The sequence below is a fragment of the Mesorhizobium sp. ESP-6-2 genome (assembly GCF_020164675.1).
Lineage (GTDB): Bacteria > Pseudomonadota > Alphaproteobacteria > Rhizobiales > Rhizobiaceae > Mesorhizobium.
The window spans coordinates 75,774-95,187 of the sequence record NZ_JAIUGT010000002.1 but is presented as its reverse complement, the minus strand read 5'-3'; the positions used below and the strand labels follow the sequence as shown (position 1 = coordinate 95,187).

Here is a 19,414-nt window from a genome sequence, read left to right as displayed (position 1 = left end):
TCAGCGCCCGCTCAGCCCCGCGACGCGATCGAGGGCGGCGCCGAGGCCTTTCAGAGAGACGGGGAAGCTGAGCTTGGTCTCGGCGTCGGTGATGACGTTGAGCGTCAAGACCCCGCCCGCCTTCAGCTTCTGCGCCAGCGCCCGGTCGATCGGAAACTGCGCCACGCATCCGTTCGGCAGGCAGGTACGGAACCGCAACTGGCCGAGGGGCGGCTGGTCGTCGATCTGGATCGTCACGCCTGGGTCGAACAGGATGCCGAACGGCAGAAGCAGGGTTCCGGTCAATCCAGCCTTCGGCCCCGTGCGCAGCTCCACCGCCAGCAGCCTCTGGCCGTTCTTCTGCGTCTGGTCCTGCGAAACCGAGCAGGCGCGTGCATTGTCCTGGATGGTGCAGGCCAGGCTCCAGTCCTGATAGGTCTCCTGGAGCGACGACGCGCCGTTTGGAAGCGTGGCCGCCTGCTGCTGTTGCGCACCCGCACTCGATGCGGCCAGGGCCGCCGCGCAGAGTGCGGCCGCCTTCAGAAGAACAAATCTGTCAAACAACGATTGCGACTTTCTCTTTCGGGTTTTTACGCGCATGGCCCCCGAAAACCGGTGCGATCTTCGGGACCCGCGGGCCACCGTCATCTGCCTCACGCAGGGTGCAAAAGCAATTCCAAAGCGCCTCGCCCGAATCCGTTTCGGCCGACGCGCTTCAGGTACAGACCCACTCGCGGATCTTGCATTCGGTTCCCGCCGCCTCGCAGGCATGCAGAGCGAGGTCTTCCGCGTCCTTGCGGGTCTCGGCGGAGTTCGCGCCCCACGGCGTCAGCCGGTCGGTCTGCTTCTTCTCGGCCACAGCCAGGGCGCCGCAGTGCTTGTAGGGAAAGCCCGTCTCGTCGTCGTCTGTCCAATGGCGGTGATTGCGGAATACCGTGACAACAGTGCAGCCCTTGCCGCCGGCGTTCTCGCAATATTTCATCGCGGCGTCCTTCGCCTCCTGGCGCTTGTCGGCGCCCCAGAAGAAGCCGTGCTTGGTATCAACGCTGGAATAGGCGATCGCCCCCCAGATGCCCTTTTCCTCCTTCGGCTCCGGCTCCGGCGGCGCCACAAGGTCGGCCGAGACAACCTGCCCGCTCCACAGCAGGGCCATGCACAAAACTGCCAGACGTCGCGATTTCATGGTCTGCAATCCTTTCCAGGAGCCCTCGCCCATTCGCCTATCCCGTGTCTCACTTCGACGCCGACGCGATGGAGATCACGACGCAGCTATTACCGGTCGGCAGCAGAAGCGCTTCACCCGAATTGCCGCCGAGCTCGTACACTTCGACCTGGCCGAGATGGTCGGTGATCTTGCTGCCTTGCGGAAGAACGGACGGGATCTCCGAACACGGGCTGGCGAACGGTGCCACCCGCACCATCGCGCCTTCGCAGCCGGAAGCGGTGGGCGATGCGAAAACCATGCCGGCGGCCGGTCCGCTGTATTTTTCCGTCGCATAATCCATGCCGACGAGGGCCTGCACGGCGTGCTTGTCGGCGGCCTGATCGTTCCACAAGGATTTGACGCTGTATTTCGAACCAGTCGTCAGGACCTGTCCGAGCACGGGGAAGATTGTCGAGCAGGCCTGAACGCCGGCCTGTTTGACATGTTCGAGGAAAGGTGAGTCCGGCAATGCGGGCGGCGCCGTCCCGGCCTGCGCGGCCGTCGGGGTGCCGACGAGGCCGGCGATCGCGGCATAGTTCGCCGCAGCGAAGCCGATGCCGATCATGGCCAGCCCCAGCAGCGAGAAGCCCAGGACGCGCGGCCACCGCCGCTGCGGCTCGGCGACCCTCTTGCGATCGGGCTCGACGATCCTCTTGCGGTCCGGCTCCACGCTCGGGCCGCGCGCTGGGGAGATGAACGGGTCTTGGTGGCTCACGGTGCTGCCTCGGTTATTTGACTGGCGCAAGGGCCTCGGACAGCCCCTTGAGCGTTGCGGTCACTGTAATCGTCTGGCCGTCGACGGTCTTGTAGGAAATCGCCGGCGTCGCTTTCTGCACTATCTCCTGGCGCATGATAGGCCCCACCGGCAGCATGCCGACGCAGACCATTTCGTTGCAGCCATTCAAGCGAACGCCGATCGGGTCGCGGCCGTCGAACTTCACCGATACCAGGCCGTCCCTCTTCGCGTTCGGCGCGGTGCGCAGGATCATGTAAGGCTTGCCGTCCTGCGTGGCGGCGAGCGACCAGCTGAAGGCCATCTTGCCGGCCCCGTCCTCGATCACCTGCGAGACGTTGCAGACCTTCTTGCGCGCCTTGAGGTTCTCGTCGCAGATCAGCGTCCAGTTCTCGAAGGGCCGGATGGTGCGCTGGTATTGGCCCATCTTCACCTCGGGCGGCACCACCACGTCGGACGGCTTGATCCTGTAGGGCGCGGTCGCTTGCGCGGCGGCCGGCCCGGCGGCGAGGGAAAGGCCGCCGGCAACCGCCAGGCAGGTCAGGAGGAAGAGCCGGGCATGATGGCTGGTTGCCCCGTTCATTCCCGCCTCAGTTCAACGTGAGGCTCAGGCCGGCGCCGACACCGACATTTCCGCCCGCCGCCGTGCCCGAGACATTGCCGCGGATACGGCCGTCCTCGCTGGTGTAGCCGGCGCCGAAGGCGAAGGCGCTCGCATCCCGCCAGAAGCCGCCGCCGACCGCCACGCTCAGCTTGCCGGGCCGGTCATCGTAGCGCAGCGAGGCAGCTGCAAGACCGATGGCCGCGGCCTGCCGCGCTTCGTCCCTGATGCCGCTGATGTCGGAGTTGAGCTGGCCGAGTTTCTGGTCGGTATAGTCGTTGGCCTGTTGCAGGGTCGTGGCCGCCACCTTGTCGGTATAGCTGTTGGATGTGCTGATAGCGGTGTCCAGGCCCTTGGTCAGCTGGTTGACATTGACCGCGTCGGTGCCGGCCACGCCGGGTCCGACATTGGAGATGACGACCGGCGCGTTGACGTCTCCGCCTTGCAGCGTGATGGTGTTCGTCTTGGCGCCGCCCTGCGTGTCATAGGTCACCGCATTCTGGTTGAGATTTCCGACGCCGGTTTGCAGGGCCTCGATCGCCTGGTTGGAGGCGAAGAGCTGTGAACCGTTGATCGCGTCGGTGCTGTCGGCGGCAATCCGTCCGGCTGCGACATTGGTGATCGTCCTCTCCGCGCCGGCATCGCCGACGCTGACTGTTCCGGTCGGCGTGGTGCCGGCAAAGGCGTAGGTCTTGCCGTTGATGACGGTGCTGGAGGTGCCGACGGCGGTCTGCGTCACCGAGCCGGAGCCGAGCGCCACATCATTGGCGTTGTTGGCCTGCGCGCCCTGGCCGAGCGCGACGGCGCCCGCCCCGGTAGCCGTAGAGCCATGGCCGGCGGCCAGGCTGTCGTTGCCGCTCGCCACGCTTTCGGGGCCGATCGCCACGGCGTCGGTCCCGCCGGCGATACTGTCGGCCAGCGACGAATTGGCGTGGAAGTACTTGATGCCGCCGCCATTGCTGATGGTGGTCAAGGCATTGTCGACCGCCGTGAGGCCGTCATAGACAGTCGTGTAGGTGTTGCCCTGGACGGTGTAGGTCGGACCGGTGATCGAGCCGTCGGGATTGAGCGTGGTGCTGCCGCCGAACAGGTTGGTCACGTTTTGCGACACGCCGCGCAGCTGCGAGACGTTGACGCCGTCGGTGTCGGCCGAGCCCGCCGCGACATTGGTGAGCTTGCGTTCAGCCCCGGCGCCGCCGATCGACACTTCGCCGACCGAGGTCTGCGGGGCGGTCAGTGCAAAAGCCGTGTAGCCGGCCTGCGCGCCGACCGAGGTGATGGACTGCGCGCCCAGCGCCACGCTGTTGATGAAGGTGCTTTGGGCGCCGGCGCCGAGCGCCACCGACTGGATGCCGGAGGCGAGCGAATTGGTGCCGAACGCCAGGCCGTCGGCCAGCATCACATGCGCGTTCTGGCCGATGGCCGTTCCGCCGGGCGCTGTCTGGTCGACGACGGCGCCGTTGCCGATGCCGATGCCGTTATCGCCGTTGACGACCGTGGTCGGACCGACCGCGACCGATTCCGCGCCGACCGCCAGCGAGTCGGCAGCCACCGAATTGGCATGGAAATACTTGGTCGAGGTCGCCGATACGGCAGCGATGGCGCCGGCGAGCTGGCGCACCGTCACCGCGTCCTGGTCCTGCGTGCCGTCGGCCACGTTGGTGATCTGGCGGTACGAAGTGGCGTTGCCGACCGACACCGCTCCGAGCAGCGCCTTGTCGGTGGTGTTGTACTGGATGAAGTTCGACGGGCCGGCGGGCAGTTGCCCGGTAGCCGGAGCAATCGGGCGATCGGAGAGCGAACCCGAGCCGAGCGCCACGCTGCCGTCGGTGCTGGCCAGGGTGTCGCGGCCAAGCGACAGCGCGCTGTCCCCGGTTGCGGTCGCCTGGTAGCCGACAGCCGTGGAGCCGACGCCCTGTGCGAAGGAATCGGTCTGCGCCAGGCCGGCTTCGTTGGTGCGGGCGTAGCGGATGCCGATGCCGTTGGCGTCGGTATAGGCGGTCGAGGTGTCGCCGGCGATGTTGTTGATCGTGTTGCCGAGATCGGTCACGCCAGTGCCGATATTGGCGATGTCGGTCGTGTTCTGCGTCACCTGCTGGTTGGTGGCGAAGAGCTGCGAGCCGTTGACCGCATCGGTCGAACCGCCGTTCAACTGTCCGGCGGCGACATTCTGGATCTGGCGTTCGGCGCCGGCCGAGCCGACCGAAAAGGCGCCGGCCGGCGTGCCGCCGGCGAAGGTGTAGTTGACGCCGCCGATCGTCGTGCCGCCGACATTGGTCGTCGCGCCCGACGTCGAATTCAGGCCGATCGCCACGTCGCCGGCATTGTTGGCTACCGCATTGGGGCCGACCGCGACGGAATCGGCTCCAAGAGCCTGCGAGTCCGGCAGGGCCGAGTTGGCGTGGAAATATTTGATGCCGCCTCCGACATTGATGTTGTTGAGCGTGGTGCCGATGGCGTCCACCGCCTGGTTGGTGGCGAAGAGTTGCGAGCCGTTAATCGCATCGGTCGAGAGCGCGCTGATCCGCCCCGCCGCCAGATTGGTGAGCGTGCGCTCCGCGCCGGGCGCCCCGATGCTGACTGTCGAGGTCGGGTTGATGCCCTGGAAGGCATAGGTCGTGCCGTTGACCACCCCACTGGCCGTGCCGACGGCCGTGGTGGTCACCGAGCCCGAGCCCAGCGCGACGTCGCCGGAGCTTGCCGCCGCCGTCGCGCCGTCGCCCAGCGCGACATTGCCGGCAAGGCCGGCGGCACCCGCTGTCGAGCCGTTGCCCAACGCCACCGAGCCTTGCCCGATCGCCTTGTTGTTGTTGCCGATGGCGACGGCGCCGGCCGCCATGTTCGCTGCCGTGGCGGTCGTCGTGCCGTCGCTGTTGGCGATGTTGTTGGCGCCGCCGGTGAAGGCGCCGGTACCGCTGGCGTAGCTCGGATCGCCGATCGAGACCGCGCCGTCGCCATAAGCGACGTTGTCGGCGCCGATGGCGACGGCCTTGCCGCCGCTTGCATTCGCCCTGGTGCCGATGGCGACGGCATCGGCGGAACTCGCAGTGGACTGGAGACCGACCGCGATGGCGTTGGTTGCGGACGCCGACACATCCGTGCCGATGCCGATGGCGCTCTGTGCGCTGGCCCCGGCTCCAAAGGTGCGCGCGCCGAGATAGATGGAGTTCACCCCGGACGCGCTCGCCGTATTGCCGATGGCGACGGCATTCGTGGCGCTGGTTACGGCGCCGATGCCGAGCGCGGTGCTGCCGATTCCGCTAGCCGTGGCGCTGACGCCGGCAGCGAGAGAATTATCGCCCGCGGCATTCGCTCCAGACCCGAATGCGGAAGCGTTTGCACCGCTGGCAGCGGCTGTGTTGCCGACGGCCGTACTAGCGTCGCCGCTCGCAATTGAGGTAGCGCCCATCGCGGTGGCGAACGCGCCGGAAGAGGTAGAATTGGTGCCGATGGCGATGCTGTTGGGCAAGGCCGTGTTGGCCTGAACGCCTGCAATCGCACCAAGGCCGAGCGCGATGGACTGGTTGCCCCACGCACTGGCCGTGGCGCCCATCGCCATGGCGCCCGTTCCCGTTGCCTTGCTCGCGCGTCCGATCGCGGTGGTGTCAACCTGGGACGCCAGCACATCAGTACCGATGGCGATGGCGCTCTCTTGAAGGGCGCCCCTTCCCGCAACAGTTCGGTTGCCAAGATTGATGGCGTTGATCGCGGTCGCGGTCGCCTGGAATCCAATGGCGATGGCATTCTGGTTGCTTGCGACGGCGCTGCTACCTTGGGCAAGCGAATCCACTCCGGATGCTGTTGCCCCATGCCCGAGCGCCGTCGCGCGCAGCCCGGTCGCCCGGGTGACATAGCCGATCGCTGTAGACTCCAATCCGTCGGCACGCGCGTTCAGGCCGAAGGCCGCCGCGCCCGCGGCTGCAACCGAGTTGACGCCAATGGAGCTTGCTGCGTCTCCGTTGGCATGGGCGTTCCCGCCTAACGCGAGGGCGTTGACGCCGGTCGCGCTCGCGAAAACACCTATGCCTATGGAATTGAGGCCATTGACACTCATCGAATAGCCGATGGCGATCGTGGCATCGCCCGTTGCGCTGTTGGAGGTGCCCAACGCCACGCTGTTCGCGCCATTCGACGTGGCACCGTTACCGATGGCGACGGCGTTGCCGCCTGTCGCCGAACCGCCGCCAGCCTGGTATTGTGCCTGGGCCGGCGTCGCGAGGCCGAGCGCGGCGAGCGCCGCCAGGCCGCCGATGATGCTGGTCGGGCTGGCGGAGGAGGCCAGGGCCGAACGCACACTGCCGCCGACGCCCAGCGTTCCCAGCCCCAGGCGCTTACGTCCCATGCCGAGCGCACGATGCGCCATGCGCAGCACCGCCATCAAGCGGCGCCGGGCCGAGCGGGAGCGAGGATCGGCATTCGCGATCCAGTGACTGGCGAAATGCACCGCACGACGCCGAACAAGAAGCGAGCCGTTCGAAATCTGGCCGCCCGAAATCTGGTTGTCGGTCATGGTTCCCTCTCCGCTGGCCGGCACGAAATGTCTGAGAATTCCGCTCGTCGGCAGGAAGACATGATTCCCGCTCGCGGTATTTCATGAAATTGCTGTCTTGTGAGAAAAGAGCCGAGCATATAGGCGGAGGTTAACGGCTCGTTACCTTAGCAGCTGCTTTAAAACAAAGAAATCAAATAATGACACAGAGCGGCTTCATCTAATCTTCGCGTTAAACTTGGTCAGCCGCGCCTGCATAGGCGTCACCTGCCGGTATTTCTTCATCATGGTGGTGAAGTGGCTCTGGCTCGAAAAACCGCTGAGATGGGCGATGTCGGCGATGGTCATGCGGCTGTCGGCAAGCAGCCGTTCCGCGAAATCCAGCCTGAGGTCGAGCACATATTGATGCGGCGGCATGCCGAACGTCTTGGAGAAGGCGCGCACGAAGTGATAGGATGAAAAACCGCAGACGGCGGCCATTTCGGCAAGCGCCAGCTTGCGCGAGAAGTTCTCGTTCAGGAACTCCTGCACCTTGCGCGCGCTGCGGACGGAAAGCCCGCCCTTCACGTCGAGCAGCGGCTGCCGCGCCGGATTGGTTCCGGAAACCGCTCCGGGGGGACCATCATCGCCCGGCATTTTTCGGCCTCCCGATATTTCCCAGATGAACTTCAACCCGAGGCCTCCCTCCCCGTTCCCCTGAAAAACAATTCGTGATTGATCGAAGCGGGCCCGCATCGCCAGCCCCGCTCATGTGATCGATCCGGCCGGTCGGCAAACAATACGCAAACTGAATGGCATTCCAAATGACTCCAGCAAAGCTTGGGGCACAGGTGGTGACGGACGTATTTTGAAAAACTCCGGAAGCCTTGTAGGAAATTCCGGTCTTGGATCGCCGGCCGGCAGGTGTTGCTACTTTGCCATGGTCGGGCTTTCAATTCTTGCGGAAAGCGCCACCAGTCCGCCTGGCGTCCTTCCCCTGTATCTCTTCATGGTCGCGGCCAGATGGCTCTGATCCGAAAATCCGGCAAGGTAGGCGACTTCGGCAATGGGCAACCCTCCGCCGGCCAGCAGCTTTTCCGCGAGGTCGAGCCGCAGGTTGATCAGATACCGATGCGGCGGCATGCCGAATGTCCTGGCGAACCTTGCTATGAAATGATTTGGCGAGACCCCCGCGACCGACGCGAGCTCGGCGACCATGACTTTCCGCGCGAAGTTCTGGTCGAGATACTCTCGCACGCGTCGGGCGCCAACGGCGGAGAGCCCGCCTCTCGGCGACGCGGCCCGCCTCTTGCGACCCGTGTAACTGCGCAGCAGATGTATCCCGAACACCGTCAGCAGCGAGTCCAGATAAAGCTCGTTCGGCGGCAGCCTGTCGGTCAATTCGGCAGTAATCATCTGGGCTATGTTGAGCGCCCTCAGGTCAACGGTGCCGAATGCAGGCGGCTCGAGCTCCACCTCCGGGAGGTCGAACTCATGGGTCGCCAGCTCGGACAGCGCCTCGGGAGAGATGGAAACGACGGCGTTCTCCCTGGTCTGCGACCAGGCCAGCGTGCTGTCGATTCCCGCTGGGTTGATGACGAGACAGCCGACCGGCGCATCGTACTGCGTGATCCTGTCACTGCCGAGCGAGGCTCTCAGTTTGCGTGCCGGCCTCAGCACAATTCCCGTGGAATGCTCCCTGGCCAGGAATTTCTGGGATCCAGGACTGCGGACGGAATAGATGACGCTGCCGCGGGCGGTGGCTCTTCTGGGACCAGCACTTTCCGGAATGATGTCTAGCACGTATCGAGCTGTCCGCTCTTGATCGACGCCCCGGGAATCGCCGCTTTCCCGAGCCCGGTCCGCATGTTTCATACGTGTCGCCTCAGCCGGCTTATCGCCGCTTGGTATCCCCTTCCCCTAACCCGGAATCAACGTAACGCACACGCCTCGAATTAGAAAGAACTTCCACGCGCAAAGAAAATTCTTTATTCGAGATAAGAAAGAAGAATTGACCGTCGAAGGAAGTTCAGCAGCATTTCTACCGTCAATAGCGAAGAGCCTTGACGGTTCTTCGCTTACGGTTTCGTCGCCCCAGGCGGAAGCCGGCAACGCATCGGTCACGAAGGAAGAGTTCACATGCGAGGCTGTGTCGGCCCCGTGGTTCGACAGCGTTGTTCGGCATCAGTGGCACGCAACGGAACGGCGCGGAGCCAGCCGTTCACGGCCGTCTATTGCGGGTCGCCGCGACCTTTCTCGTAAAGATCCCACGCGAGTTCCACAAAAGCCAGAAGCACATCATCCTTGTCCCAGCCGGCCGCGACAGCCGCCTCGACGATTTCGCCTACGAGAGGCAACAATTGGCGCTGGCAGGCAAGCGGGATGTCAGCCTCGGACTCATCCACTGGAGGTCCATCGAAGTTGAACGTCATCGTTTGGCGCTCCCCTCGCCATCAAACGAAAATGCTCCTCGTTCCCGACCAACGAAGTGCTATTCGCCAGACCTTATTTTTATACAATAAGTCCAACATTAAACATAACAGGCCAGGCCGCCAAGGGCGCGCAACACCGGATAAACCGTGTATCGACCGGCTGTCCTATTGACGCTAGGGAAGCGTTATTACACCACTGTCCAAGGCAAGCTGCCGAATGGACGCCCGTCGCCCGCGCCGTCATGCAGCACGAGCAGTTGGCCGGGTTCCGAGACGAACCAGGCGAACGAACCCCAGGCGAGTTGCGCAACGGTCTTCTTGAAGCCGGCGGATTGGCGATCCTGGTAGGCCGTGAGGAAGGCAATCTGTTTTCGCTCGAAACCAGCCGCGTCCGTCACGGCAAGGAGGGCATCGCGCCGGCGGTCCGTGATCGCGCCGTCGGTCGCCACCACTTCCACGAACAGGATCAGCGGCTCCTTGCGGCCAAGATCGGCCAGGATGATGTCGGGCAGGTTCCTGTCGGCCTCGATCTTGAGGCCGATCGCACTGGCGATGGCGTCGTCGCGCAGGACCACCTTGTTGCCGCTCTCGCTCAACCACAACATGGCAGGGGCGGCGAGAAACCGTTTGGCGAACACCTCGATGACGGCTTGCGCGATGACCGAACTCGGTCCCGGCGCCAAAAGCCTCGTGTCGCCGTTCGGAAACGTGACGCGGATGCCGGCGGTGTTGGCGACGGCGCCGGCGCGCATGATGGTCACGCGGGCCAGCGCGCCTTTGCTGAGATGCGTTTCCTGGAAGTCCGCGATGGCGGTTTCCAGCGCCTCGCCTTCCAGCGCCGGATCGAACAGGGCGGCAAACGCCGCTTTCAGCGCATAGCGGGGTTGACCCGATGTCGTCGGCAGATCTTCCCGGCGCAGCACCGCGCCGATCGCCACCAGCCCGTCGCGCAGCGTCTCGTCGCGGATGGGCTCGCGCGTATTGTCCGCGTACCAGCGCGATCCCGCAACGACGCCGTTCTTGCGCAGGACGGTTGCGGCGTAGGCATCCCGATCTACATCGTCCGCCAGCGCCGCCTGTTCGCGGGTCATGCGATAGACATGGACCGGGCCGAGAAACCGCCCCGAACCCTCGACGGCGCCGATATAGATGGCGGCGAACACGGTGCTGGCGGCCAGTTCCCGGATGCAGTAGGTGCGGTTCGGCGTGCCCTCCGGAAAGATCAGCGGCAGGCGCCCGGCGACAAGATCGCGCGTCGCATAGGGCGGCCGTGCCGTCATGCAGGCTCACCGTAGAGGCGGCGGCATTCCGCCTCGACCTCATCGCGCGCCGCACCGGCTGCGACGAGCTTCGCCAACGCCCTGGTGCTTTTGGGCGACGGCAGCGGCAGCGCTTCGAGCTCGAAGGCGGAAACGGCGACGCTGCCGCTGATGCAGCGGAAAAGATCGTCGGCGACACGGCTGTTTAAAAGCGCAGCCACGACTGCCGCCGGCACCTTCGTGCTGCCGGTCGCGCGGACCATGTTGAGGTGGTTTTCGACGACGACGCCGCCATGCGCATCGATGAATTCCTGGCGAAGTTCGGCGGCGATCAGGCGCCGGGCCTGTTCCTTGGCGGTCGTGCGCTGCACCAGGACGCAGGGCTCCTCGACAAGCAGCCAGCCGTCGCCAGCCTCCAGCTTGAAATAAGGGGCGTGGTTCTTCTTGCGCGCGCGATAGGCGAACTGGCCGTCGGAGGTGACGGCTTCCGCCCAGATCAGCGGATGCACGCCTTTGCCGCCGGCACGGTCGCGCAACTGGCCCTTGAAGCGGTTCCAGACCAGCGGGCCGGTCGAGACCCCATAGCCCCAATCGGCAAGCCGATGCGTCATCGTCTCGGCCCGGGCGATGAGCCGGCTGTGCTCCGGCGTGCGCGGCGCAAGCCAGGGCATGGCGCGGTCGGATGGCAAGCCTATCGTGCCGTTGCGGACAATTTTGGCCTCGGTTTCGGAGGCCACGGTCAGGTAGTGGATCTGCGCGCGCCGCGGCTCGGCGCCGCTGACATAGACGGCAAGCAGCGTCTCCTGCAGCACATCCTCGAAAACCCCGCGTCGCGCATGCACGAAGTCGATGGCGACGGGTGGCGCCTGCCTGGCGAGCAGGCCGCGCAGGGCCGAGTAGTACTGGCCGCCGAGAAAGCTTGTCGGCGTCAGAAAGGCGATCAGGCCGCCCGGCTTCGTCCAGCGCAGCGCCGCATCGGTGAAAACGCCGTAGAGGTTGGCGTGCCCGTAAAGGCTGCGCGCATAGCGCTCCCGCAACTGCGACGGCAGCGACACCCGTCCGTAGGGCGGATTGCCGACAACGAGATCGAAGACGGGTTCCGGATCGGCCTCGAGCGTGTTGCACGCCGTCACGATGGCGGGCGCAGCGCGGCCGGCCTTGGTCGCGACATCGGCGAGAGCGATCTCCAGGGCGCCCTGCGCGAGCCTGGCCGCGTGCGGGTCCAGCTCGAAACCGGCAAGCCTGGTGCCGACATGGCTGAGCGCGAAGGCGGGCTCGCAATCGCCGAGCGCGGCGACCATGCGGTGCGCGGCATGGAACAGGAACGTCCCGCCGCCGGCGGCCGGATCGAGAACCCGTGCGGTGCGCCAGTCGAGGCCTTCTTCTTCAGCCTGGTCGAGAAGGCGGTTGACCAGCGCCGGCGGCGTGTAGAAGGCGCCGCGCTCGCCTCGCTCCCTGGTCGGCAGCAGGACCGGATAGAGGCTCGTGACGAGATGCAGCGCTTCGAGGATCGGCAGCCTTGCGGCGGTTTCTCCGATGCTGTGTGCAAGTGCCGATGCCGGCTCGTCCAACGGCTCCGTGTCGAAGGCGAGCGAGGGGCAAATCGCCGGCGAAATGCCGAGGGCCGCCGACAAGGCCGCCAGCGCGCGCCGGGTCAGCGAAACCGCATAGGCTTCGCGGTCGCACTCGTTGATCGTCTCGCACCATGCGCGTGCCAGAAGGCGAGCCTTCGACAGCTCAGCGCGCGCCGCTGCCAACGCATCAACCACCGAGCGCAAGACGGCAGGCAATTTCGACCCGCGAATCTGTGAAATTTTTCCCATCGCCCTCAACCGTACCGCGCAAGACTCACCGATGCGATAGAGTATCACATGTTCTCGTTATGTTCCAGTGAAAAACCGCAACCATGCCGCGCGCATGCATCGTTCACAGCGCCAGGCTGCCCTGCTCCGTCTCCTCGGCGTTGGGCTCGCCCGGCGCCGCATTGGGATCGCCCGGCGCCGTCGCCCAGGCGAGTTCCACCAGCGTCACGGTGCGGCGGCCGGTGCCGTCGAGCTGGCAAACGATCAGGCCCTGCTCCTCGATATAGGTGAGCAGGCGCCGGGCGCGGCGCATGGAGTGCGAGCCATAGGCGCGGGCGATCGCGGCGTCGCTCGGGCAGGGCCAGCCCTCCTTTGCCGCGCGGGCGATCATCATGAACACGCCCTGCATGTCCTCGGGCAGCAGCGAGGCGCGCACCGAGACGTCGCGCCACGCATCGCCCTCGGCCATATCGGAGCCGACGCCGGCGCGGGCGCGCGTCAGCATGCGGCGGAACTCCTGCAGGTCTGGCACGACCGACGCCAGGCCCTCGATGCGGCAGCGCACCACGAACTCCTGGTAGAGCACGCCGATGACGCGGAAGCCCGCGTCGGGCTCCGCCAGTATGGCGCGCAGGATGCGGTCCATCCGCTCGCGCCGCTCCGCCAGGTCCTCGGCGCTGGGCGCCGGCTCGGCCGGTTCGGGGCGGATCTCCAGCGCCGCCGACTTCGCCGCCATCAGCTGGTCGAGCAGATCCGGCGATGCCGCCTGGCGTCGCGGCCGGACAGCCTCAGGCGGCGGCGCGGCCAGGATGATCGCGCGTGCATCCTCCAGCGCTGCCTCCGGCAATGGCATCAGGCGCGGCGTGCCGTTGCGCGGGCTCGTATCGGTCGGGCCGATGCGCAGGCCGAGCGGACGGCGCGAAAGCGCTGGCCCAAGCGCCATGAAATGTCCGCGCTCCAGGTCGCGAAAAGCCTCCGCCTGGCGCCGCTCCATGCCAAGCAGGTCGGCCGCGCGCGCCATGTCGATGTCGAGGAAGGTGCGGCCCATGAGGAAGTTGGAGGCCTCGGCCGCGACGTTCTTGGCCAGCTTGGCCAACCGCTGCGTGGCGATGATGCCGGCAAGCCCGCGCTTGCGGCCGCGGCACATCAGATTGGTCATGGCGCCGAGCGAAAGCTTTCTCGCTTCGTCGGAAACCTCGCCGGCCACCGCCGGCGCGAAAAGCTGTGCCTCGTCCACCACCACCAGCATCGGATACCAATGGTCGCGCGCGACCTCAAACAGACCGCCGAGGAAGGCGGCGGCGCGCCGCATCTGGTTCTCGGCGTCGAGCCCTTCGAGGTTGAGCACCGTGGAGACGCGGTGGATGCGCGCCCGCTCGCCGGCGCTCTGCAACCCGCGCTCGGTATGCTCCTCGGCATCGATCACCAGATGGCCGAAGCGTTCGCCCAGCGACACGAAGTCGCCTTCGGGGTCGATGATGGTCTGCTGCACCCAGGGCGCGCTCTGCTCCAGCAGCCGGCGCAACAAATGAGACTTGCCGGAGCCCGAATTGCCCTGCACCAAAAGCCGCGTCGCCAGCAGTTCCTCAAGGTCCAGCGCTGCCGGCGCGCCGGCGGTCGTCTGTCCCATCTCGATCGCAACGGTCATGTCAGACTCAGCCGCTCCTTCGCAGAGGGACTTATCAACCCGATTGCAACGCGTCGAGCGCCGATGGCCGGCAGTTGGGCGTTGCGCACAGTTGTGCGAATACTGCCTGCCGGATGCGAATATCGGACCGGGGGAACGATTGCAGGACAAGCGCGCAATCGTTTTGGATGGACGTGAAAACAAGCAGTTGAAGCGGAATCGCGATTCAAACCCTGAAGCCTCGTCGACCGCTCTCGCTTCGTCTCACGCGGGCATCACTGTCCGGGGACCGGCGCCAATGCGGGCGCGTCCAGCCCCTGGAACGGATCGCGCCAGGCCTCGATCTCTTCGAGCCGGCGGTACCAGCGCTCGATCCCGGGATAATCGCCGAGCGGCAAGCGGGCGGCGTCGTTGAAGGGCAGGAACGTCGCCATGCGGAAATCGGCATAGGAGACCGAAGTCCCCGCCAGCCATGGCCGCCGGCCAAGTGCCGCCTCGAGGATCGGCGCCGTCCTGTGGAACTGTTCCAGTCCCTCCGCGACCTTTTCCGCGTCGATCGGACCGATGCCGTAGCGCTGCTTGGTGCCGCGCTCGAAATGCACGATGTCGCAGGCCCTGACGAACTCCTCCTTGCCCCAGCTCAGCCAACGGATCATCTCGGGTTCGTCGTCGCCCGCGCGCCAGAAATCCGAACCCATGTCGCGCGAAAGCCGGCAGGCTATGGCGTCCGCTTCCCAGAGGCTCCCTCCCGGCCAGGCCAGCAAGGGCAGGGAAAGGTTGGGATTGAGCGGACGGAACCGCTCCGCCTGCCCCGGCGCCATGGGCGAAGCGAATTCGAACGCGACCTTCGCCCCGAGGTGACGGGCCACCGCGACTCCCAGGCGCGGATTGGGGTTGCGGCTGAAGAACAGTTTCATCCCCGCGTCCGCCCCGTGCGGTTTCGGCCCGACCTTGTCACTCGCCATCGCCTCGCTCCTTTGTTGCGGCATGCACGCCAAGGACGGATAGAGCCCATCGAATCCGACAATGCGGTCGCGACCGCAAGAACGGGTTTTTGCGAAAAGTCCGGGTTGACCGCTTCCGGACGCGAGGCGACTATCCCTCCCGAAGCACGGCAATGGATCTCGAGGAGGATGAGCGATGGATGAGCCCGACCGCTGGCGCCACATGTCAAGCGCGCCCAAGGACGGCAGCCGGATCCTCGTCACGGTCCGGCCGTCCGAGCAGGGGCCGGCGGAAGTCGACCTCGCCTATTGGTCGGACGGCGACCAGTTCGGCGAAGAAGGCTGGCGCGCATCGGACTCCTCGCCCGGCCGCATCGTCGAATACGCCGAGCCCGAGCTGAAATGCTGGATGCCGATGCCCTCGGCCAACCTCGCCCGCGCCTCCATGCCCTCGCCCTGGGAAGGCGACGACGCCCAGCAGCTGGACGGCTCGGGGATTTGAGGCGCTGAAGCTGCTGATCTCCTGAGACGCCGGCGTAGAGTAAAAACCTTGGTGACCTCAGAACAAGAACGCCGCCGTGGCAGGGTTCGGCCCGACGCGGCCGTCGGCTGAATCCATGCCGCGGATGGCTTTCAGGTCCTGCGCGTCCAGTTCGAAATCGAAGACGTCGAAATTGGCTGATATGCGGTCCTGGTGGACCGATTTCGGGATGACGATCAGCCCTTCCTGGAGATGCCAGCGGATCATCGTCTGCGCCGCGGACTTGCGGTGCTTTGCGGCGATGCCTGCTATGGTCGGATCGCCGAGCAGCCTCCCGCTGCCGAGCGGGCTCCAGCTTTCGGTGTGGATGTTGTGCCGGGCATGGAATTCCCTGATCTCGCGCTGCTGGAAGCGCGGATGCAGCTCGATCTGGTTGACGGCGGGCGTGACGCCGGTTTCGCCGATGATGCGCTCCAGGTGATCCCGGTTGAAATTCGACACGCCGACAGACTTGATCCGGCCGGCTTTCTGCAGCTCGACCAGCGTCTGCCAGGCCTCGACATATTTGTCCTGGCTGGGCACCGGCCAGTGGATGAGGAACAGGTCGATCTGTTCGATGCCGAGCTTGTCCATCGTATCCTCGAAAGCGCGCAATGCGGCATCGCGCTGGTGCGCGCCGTTGCGCAGCTTCGAGGTGATGAACAGCTCGCCTCTCGGCACGCCCGCGCTCCGGATCGCCTCCCCGACGCCCTTCTCGTTCTGGTAGCCTTCGGCGGTGTCGATCAGCCTGTAGCCGGCCTTGATCCCCCAGCCCACCACCTTGGCGGTGATAGCCGGATCGACTTGCCACACGCCAAGGCCGAGCCGGGGAATGGTCGAGCCGTCGTTCAACGAAATCTGTTCAGGCATGGTCTGGTCCTCTGCGAAGATGGTCCAGCCTATCTAGGCCCGGCATCGGGCAACGGCCAGTCGGCGGCGGACAAATTGCCGAATGTGTGATCGACACAGGCGATGCTCCTGTCGCTTTGTCCGCAGGCGTCGGCATTTGAGCTCACCGCAAGGATCAGTCCTCATTTCGGCCGGCGCACGGTCCTCACCACGCCGCCCGGGCCGCCGCCGCAGAAGAAGCGGTCGCCGCCGTCGGATTCGAGCCCCGATACGCCCTTGCCGGGCGGCATGTCGAGCCGTTCCAGCACATCTCCGGTCTCCGGGTCGACACGTCGCACATCGCTCTGGTCGCCTTCCCAGGTGCCGTGCCATAGCTCGCCGTCGACCCAGGTCACGCCGGTGACGAAGCGGTTGGATTCGATGACGCGCAGGATCGCCCCGGTCTCGGGATCGATCTGGTGGATCTTGCGCTGGCGGTTCTGCCCCACCCACAACGTGCCCTCGGCCCAGGTGAGGCCGGAATCGCCGCCGCCGCCGGGCGCCGGAATGGTGGACAGCACCGTGCCGGTGTCGAGATCGATCTTCTGGATCCGGTCCTTGGCGAGCTGGTAGAGGTACTGGCCGTCATAGGCCGTCCCGGCATGCGCGGCGACATCGATCGAGCGCACCGCCTGCCCGCTCTCCGGGTCGAAGGCGGTGAGCCCCTTGCCCGAGGCAAACCAGACGTTCCGCCCATCGAAGCTCACCCCATGCACGCTGTCCACGCCCGCAAAGGGGCCGTATTCGCGCAGGATCTCGGCCGCTGCATGTTTCATGTCCTTCATCCTCGCCTTTGATCGTGTGATCCGTTTCTAGCCGTTCGGCAACGGCGCCGGGAGTAACAAGGTGGTCGTGAAACCCGCCACCGGCGGTGTCATCCAGCGGCGCGCCCGGCCGTGACCGAACCATTGCACCTTGCCGGTCTCGGCAAGCTGTTCAAGCGCGCGCTGCACGCTGCGCTGGCTGGATGCGAGCGCCAGCGCCAGCGCCGAGCTCGACCAGGCTTCGCCGTCGGCGAGGAAGGCGAGCACCGCCGCATGCCGCTCCTCGATCGGCCGCGCCAGCACCACCACCTCGCCGCCCCCTTTCGGCGCCAGCGAAAAACCGCGTTTCGTCGCCTGGATGCTGGCCAGCCCGCGAAGCTCGGCGCGCAGCCGGCCGATCTCGACCCGCAGCCTGGCGCGATGCGACTCGTCGGCGTGCCTGCCGCCGAAGGCTCTGGCGATGAGCGCCGCACGCGGCATGTCGCCGGGCCAGGCCTCGGCCAACGCGCGCGCCAGCGCAAACAGCACCGGGCGTGTCGCCAGCGAGGCCAGCGCCTCCTGCCTGCGCACGACATGACGAAGAGCGTCGACCACCAGCGCTTCCGATGCCTGCAAGGCCTCGACCTCCTCGAGCAGCAGCGGACGCTGCTGGCCGTTCGCGATCAGTCGCGCCGCGGGCGTTGCCAGCGCCCGGAACGCGCTGTCGACCTCGGCCATCAGTCCGGGAATGCCGGACCGCCATGCGGCGTGCCGCGCCCGCTCGAGTGCCGCGCGCGCGGTCTTCGTCCTGAGGCGCCGCATGGCGATGCCGGCCACGACCAGCTCGTGCGCGGCCCGCGAAGCCGGCGGAAACGGCGTCGCATCGAGCCCGGCCAGCACCTTCTCGGCCTCGTCGAGGCGGCCGATCAGCAACAGGAACCGCACTTCCAGGTGCCGCGCATGCGCGGCGTTCAGCCGGTCGCCTTGCCTTTCCAGCGTCGCCCGCGCCGCATCGAGCGCCTTGGCCGGCCAGCCGAGGTCGCGCGAAACCAGCGCGATCTCGGCTTCGGCGACGACGCACCTGGCGCGCGCCACCGCTTCCCTGGGTCCGAAGGCGCGCCCCGCGCGCCGCAGCAGCGCCCTGGCTCGGTCGAGATCGCCAAGCTGCGCCATGGCGATGCCGCGCAGCGCCAGCGCTGGTGCGTCCTCGCGCAGTGCCACGCGGTCGAGCGCGCCGAGCGGATCGCCCGCCGCCAGCAACAGACCCGCAGCCGTGATCAGCGAATCCATTCAAAATCCCGCCATGGCGAATCCCGCCATACTTGTAACTCTCACCGTCCCGCTGTCCGGCGCTATGTCAGTCCCGTCACATCAAACCGGAACAGCGAGGCAAAAGCCATGACCAAGCAGATGCACACACCGCCGATCGTTTCCCAGCAAGCATGGGAGGCGGCGCGCCAGCAGTTGCTCGTAAAGGAGAAGGCGACGCTCCGCGCCAAGGATGCGTTGGCCGCCGAGCGCCGCCGCATGCCCTGGATGGCCGTCGAGAAGGATTACACATTCGAAGGACCCAATGGAAAGGCGAGCCTGCTCGACCTGTTCGAGGGCCGCCGCCAGCTGATCGTCTACCGCGCCTTCTTCGAGCCGGGTGTGTATGGCTGGCCTGATCACGCCTGCCGCGGCTGCTCGCTGGGCGCCGACCAGGTCTCCAACCTCGCCCATCTCAACGCCCGCGATACCACGCTGGCCTATGCCTCGCGCGCGCCGCAGGCCGACATTGCGCGGCTGAAGAAGCGGATGGGCTGGGCAATGCCCTGGTACACCATCACCGACAGCTTCGACAAAGATTTTGGCGTCGACGAATGGCACGGCCACAACGTCTTCATCCGCGACGGGGACCGCATCTTCCGCACCTATCTGATTAATAACCGCGGCGACGAGGCGATGGGCACCGTCTGGAGCTACCTCGACGCCACGCCGCTCGGCCGCCAGGAGGTCTGGGAGGACTCGCCCGAAGGCTATCCGCAGACCCCGACCTACAAATGGTGGAACTGGAGCGACAATTACGACGCCGACGCCGCGCCGGACAGGAAATGGGACGAAGTGTCTGCTGCCGGCGAGGCGGCGTTCCGCAACAAAGACGCCCAGTAGAGCCTGGCTAGAGCGCCCGGCTCCGCGCAAGCACGGCCGGACGCTCTTCGCAAGGCGGCAGCT

The 19,414-nt window shown here is 66.1% G+C and carries 17 protein-coding genes; 2 read left to right on the top strand and 15 right to left on the bottom strand.

The genetic code is table 11. The features are described 5' to 3' along the window. The 12 genes from LB532_RS05470 to LB532_RS05415 all read right to left on the bottom strand — a co-directional run bounded on the left by LB532_RS05470 (nt 1) and on the right by LB532_RS05415 (nt 15,022). Nucleotides 1-543, bottom strand: coding sequence for an invasion associated locus B family protein (locus tag LB532_RS05470; protein WP_411908872.1), 543 nt, complete (start codon nt 541-543; stop codon nt 1-3). Nucleotides 544-694: 151 nt separating this feature from the next. Continuing rightward, nucleotides 695-1,162, bottom strand: coding sequence for a DUF4189 domain-containing protein (locus tag LB532_RS05465; RefSeq protein WP_140642806.1), 468 nt, complete (start codon nt 1,160-1,162; stop codon nt 695-697). Nucleotides 1,163-1,211: 49 nt separating this feature from the next. Then, nucleotides 1,212-1,898, bottom strand: coding sequence for a hypothetical protein (locus tag LB532_RS05460; protein WP_140642805.1), 687 nt, complete (start codon nt 1,896-1,898; stop codon nt 1,212-1,214). 13 nt (nt 1,899-1,911) lie between these two features. Further along, entirely contained in the window at nt 1,912-2,499 is a 588-nt protein-coding gene (locus tag LB532_RS05455) for an invasion associated locus B family protein (protein WP_140642804.1), read from the bottom strand. Between the two features lie 7 nt (nt 2,500-2,506). Then, nucleotides 2,507-7,027, bottom strand: a complete 4,521-nt coding sequence (locus LB532_RS05450) for a YadA-like family protein (protein ID WP_140642803.1) — start codon at nt 7,025-7,027, stop codon at nt 2,507-2,509. Between the two features lie 195 nt (nt 7,028-7,222). Continuing rightward, on the bottom strand, nt 7,223-7,642 hold the full coding sequence (locus LB532_RS05445; protein ID WP_224556439.1) for a helix-turn-helix domain-containing protein: 420 nt from the start codon (nt 7,640-7,642) through the stop codon (nt 7,223-7,225). Nucleotides 7,643-7,915: 273 nt separating this feature from the next. Further along, on the bottom strand, nt 7,916-8,788 hold the full coding sequence (locus LB532_RS05440) for a helix-turn-helix domain-containing protein (RefSeq protein WP_224556438.1): 873 nt from the start codon (nt 8,786-8,788) through the stop codon (nt 7,916-7,918). A gap of 428 nt (nt 8,789-9,216) precedes the next feature. Then, nucleotides 9,217-9,417 carry a hypothetical protein gene (locus LB532_RS05435; protein ID WP_140642799.1) on the bottom strand — a complete coding sequence of 67 codons (201 nt, stop codon included), beginning with the start codon at nt 9,415-9,417 and terminating at the stop codon, nt 9,217-9,219. Between the two features lie 188 nt (nt 9,418-9,605). Next, nucleotides 9,606-10,697, bottom strand: a complete 1,092-nt coding sequence (locus LB532_RS05430) for a BsuBI/PstI family type II restriction endonuclease (protein ID WP_140642798.1) — start codon at nt 10,695-10,697, stop codon at nt 9,606-9,608. After that, nucleotides 10,694-12,466 (bottom strand): class I SAM-dependent DNA methyltransferase, encoded by a 1,773-nt coding sequence (locus LB532_RS05425; protein ID WP_224556437.1) that lies wholly within the window; start codon nt 12,464-12,466, stop codon nt 10,694-10,696. Before LB532_RS05425 ends, LB532_RS05430 begins: the two co-directional genes overlap by 4 nt. A gap of 136 nt (nt 12,467-12,602) precedes the next feature. Continuing rightward, on the bottom strand, nt 12,603-14,126 hold the full coding sequence (locus LB532_RS05420; protein WP_140642796.1) for an ATP-binding protein: 1,524 nt from the start codon (nt 14,124-14,126) through the stop codon (nt 12,603-12,605). Nucleotides 14,127-14,380: 254 nt separating this feature from the next. Beyond that, complete coding sequence (locus tag LB532_RS05415) at nt 14,381-15,022, bottom strand: glutathione S-transferase family protein (RefSeq protein ID WP_224556634.1); 642 nt, start codon at nt 15,020-15,022, stop codon at nt 14,381-14,383. A gap of 223 nt (nt 15,023-15,245) precedes the next feature. Between LB532_RS05415 and LB532_RS05410 the strand changes: the two genes are divergently transcribed. After that, on the top strand, nt 15,246-15,551 hold the full coding sequence (locus tag LB532_RS05410) for a hypothetical protein (RefSeq protein WP_140500102.1): 306 nt from the start codon (nt 15,246-15,248) through the stop codon (nt 15,549-15,551). 57 nt (nt 15,552-15,608) lie between these two features. Here the strand turns inward: LB532_RS05410 and LB532_RS05405 are convergent, their stop codons facing one another. The 3 genes from LB532_RS05405 to LB532_RS05395 form a co-directional block, all read right to left on the bottom strand. Then, entirely contained in the window at nt 15,609-16,439 is an 831-nt protein-coding gene (locus LB532_RS05405; RefSeq protein ID WP_140642795.1) for an aldo/keto reductase, read from the bottom strand. A 161-nt stretch (nt 16,440-16,600) separates the two neighbouring features. Then, entirely contained in the window at nt 16,601-17,233 is a 633-nt protein-coding gene (locus LB532_RS05400) for a PQQ-binding-like beta-propeller repeat protein (RefSeq protein ID WP_140642794.1), read from the bottom strand. Nucleotides 17,234-17,269: 36 nt separating this feature from the next. Further along, on the bottom strand, nt 17,270-18,490 hold the full coding sequence (locus LB532_RS05395; protein WP_140642792.1) for a helix-turn-helix domain-containing protein: 1,221 nt from the start codon (nt 18,488-18,490) through the stop codon (nt 17,270-17,272). A gap of 108 nt (nt 18,491-18,598) precedes the next feature. Between LB532_RS05395 and LB532_RS05390 the strand changes: the two genes are divergently transcribed. After that, nucleotides 18,599-19,351 carry a DUF899 domain-containing protein gene (locus tag LB532_RS05390; protein ID WP_140642791.1) on the top strand — a complete coding sequence of 251 codons (753 nt, stop codon included), beginning with the start codon at nt 18,599-18,601 and terminating at the stop codon, nt 19,349-19,351. The last annotated feature ends 63 nt before the right edge of the window (nt 19,352-19,414 follow it).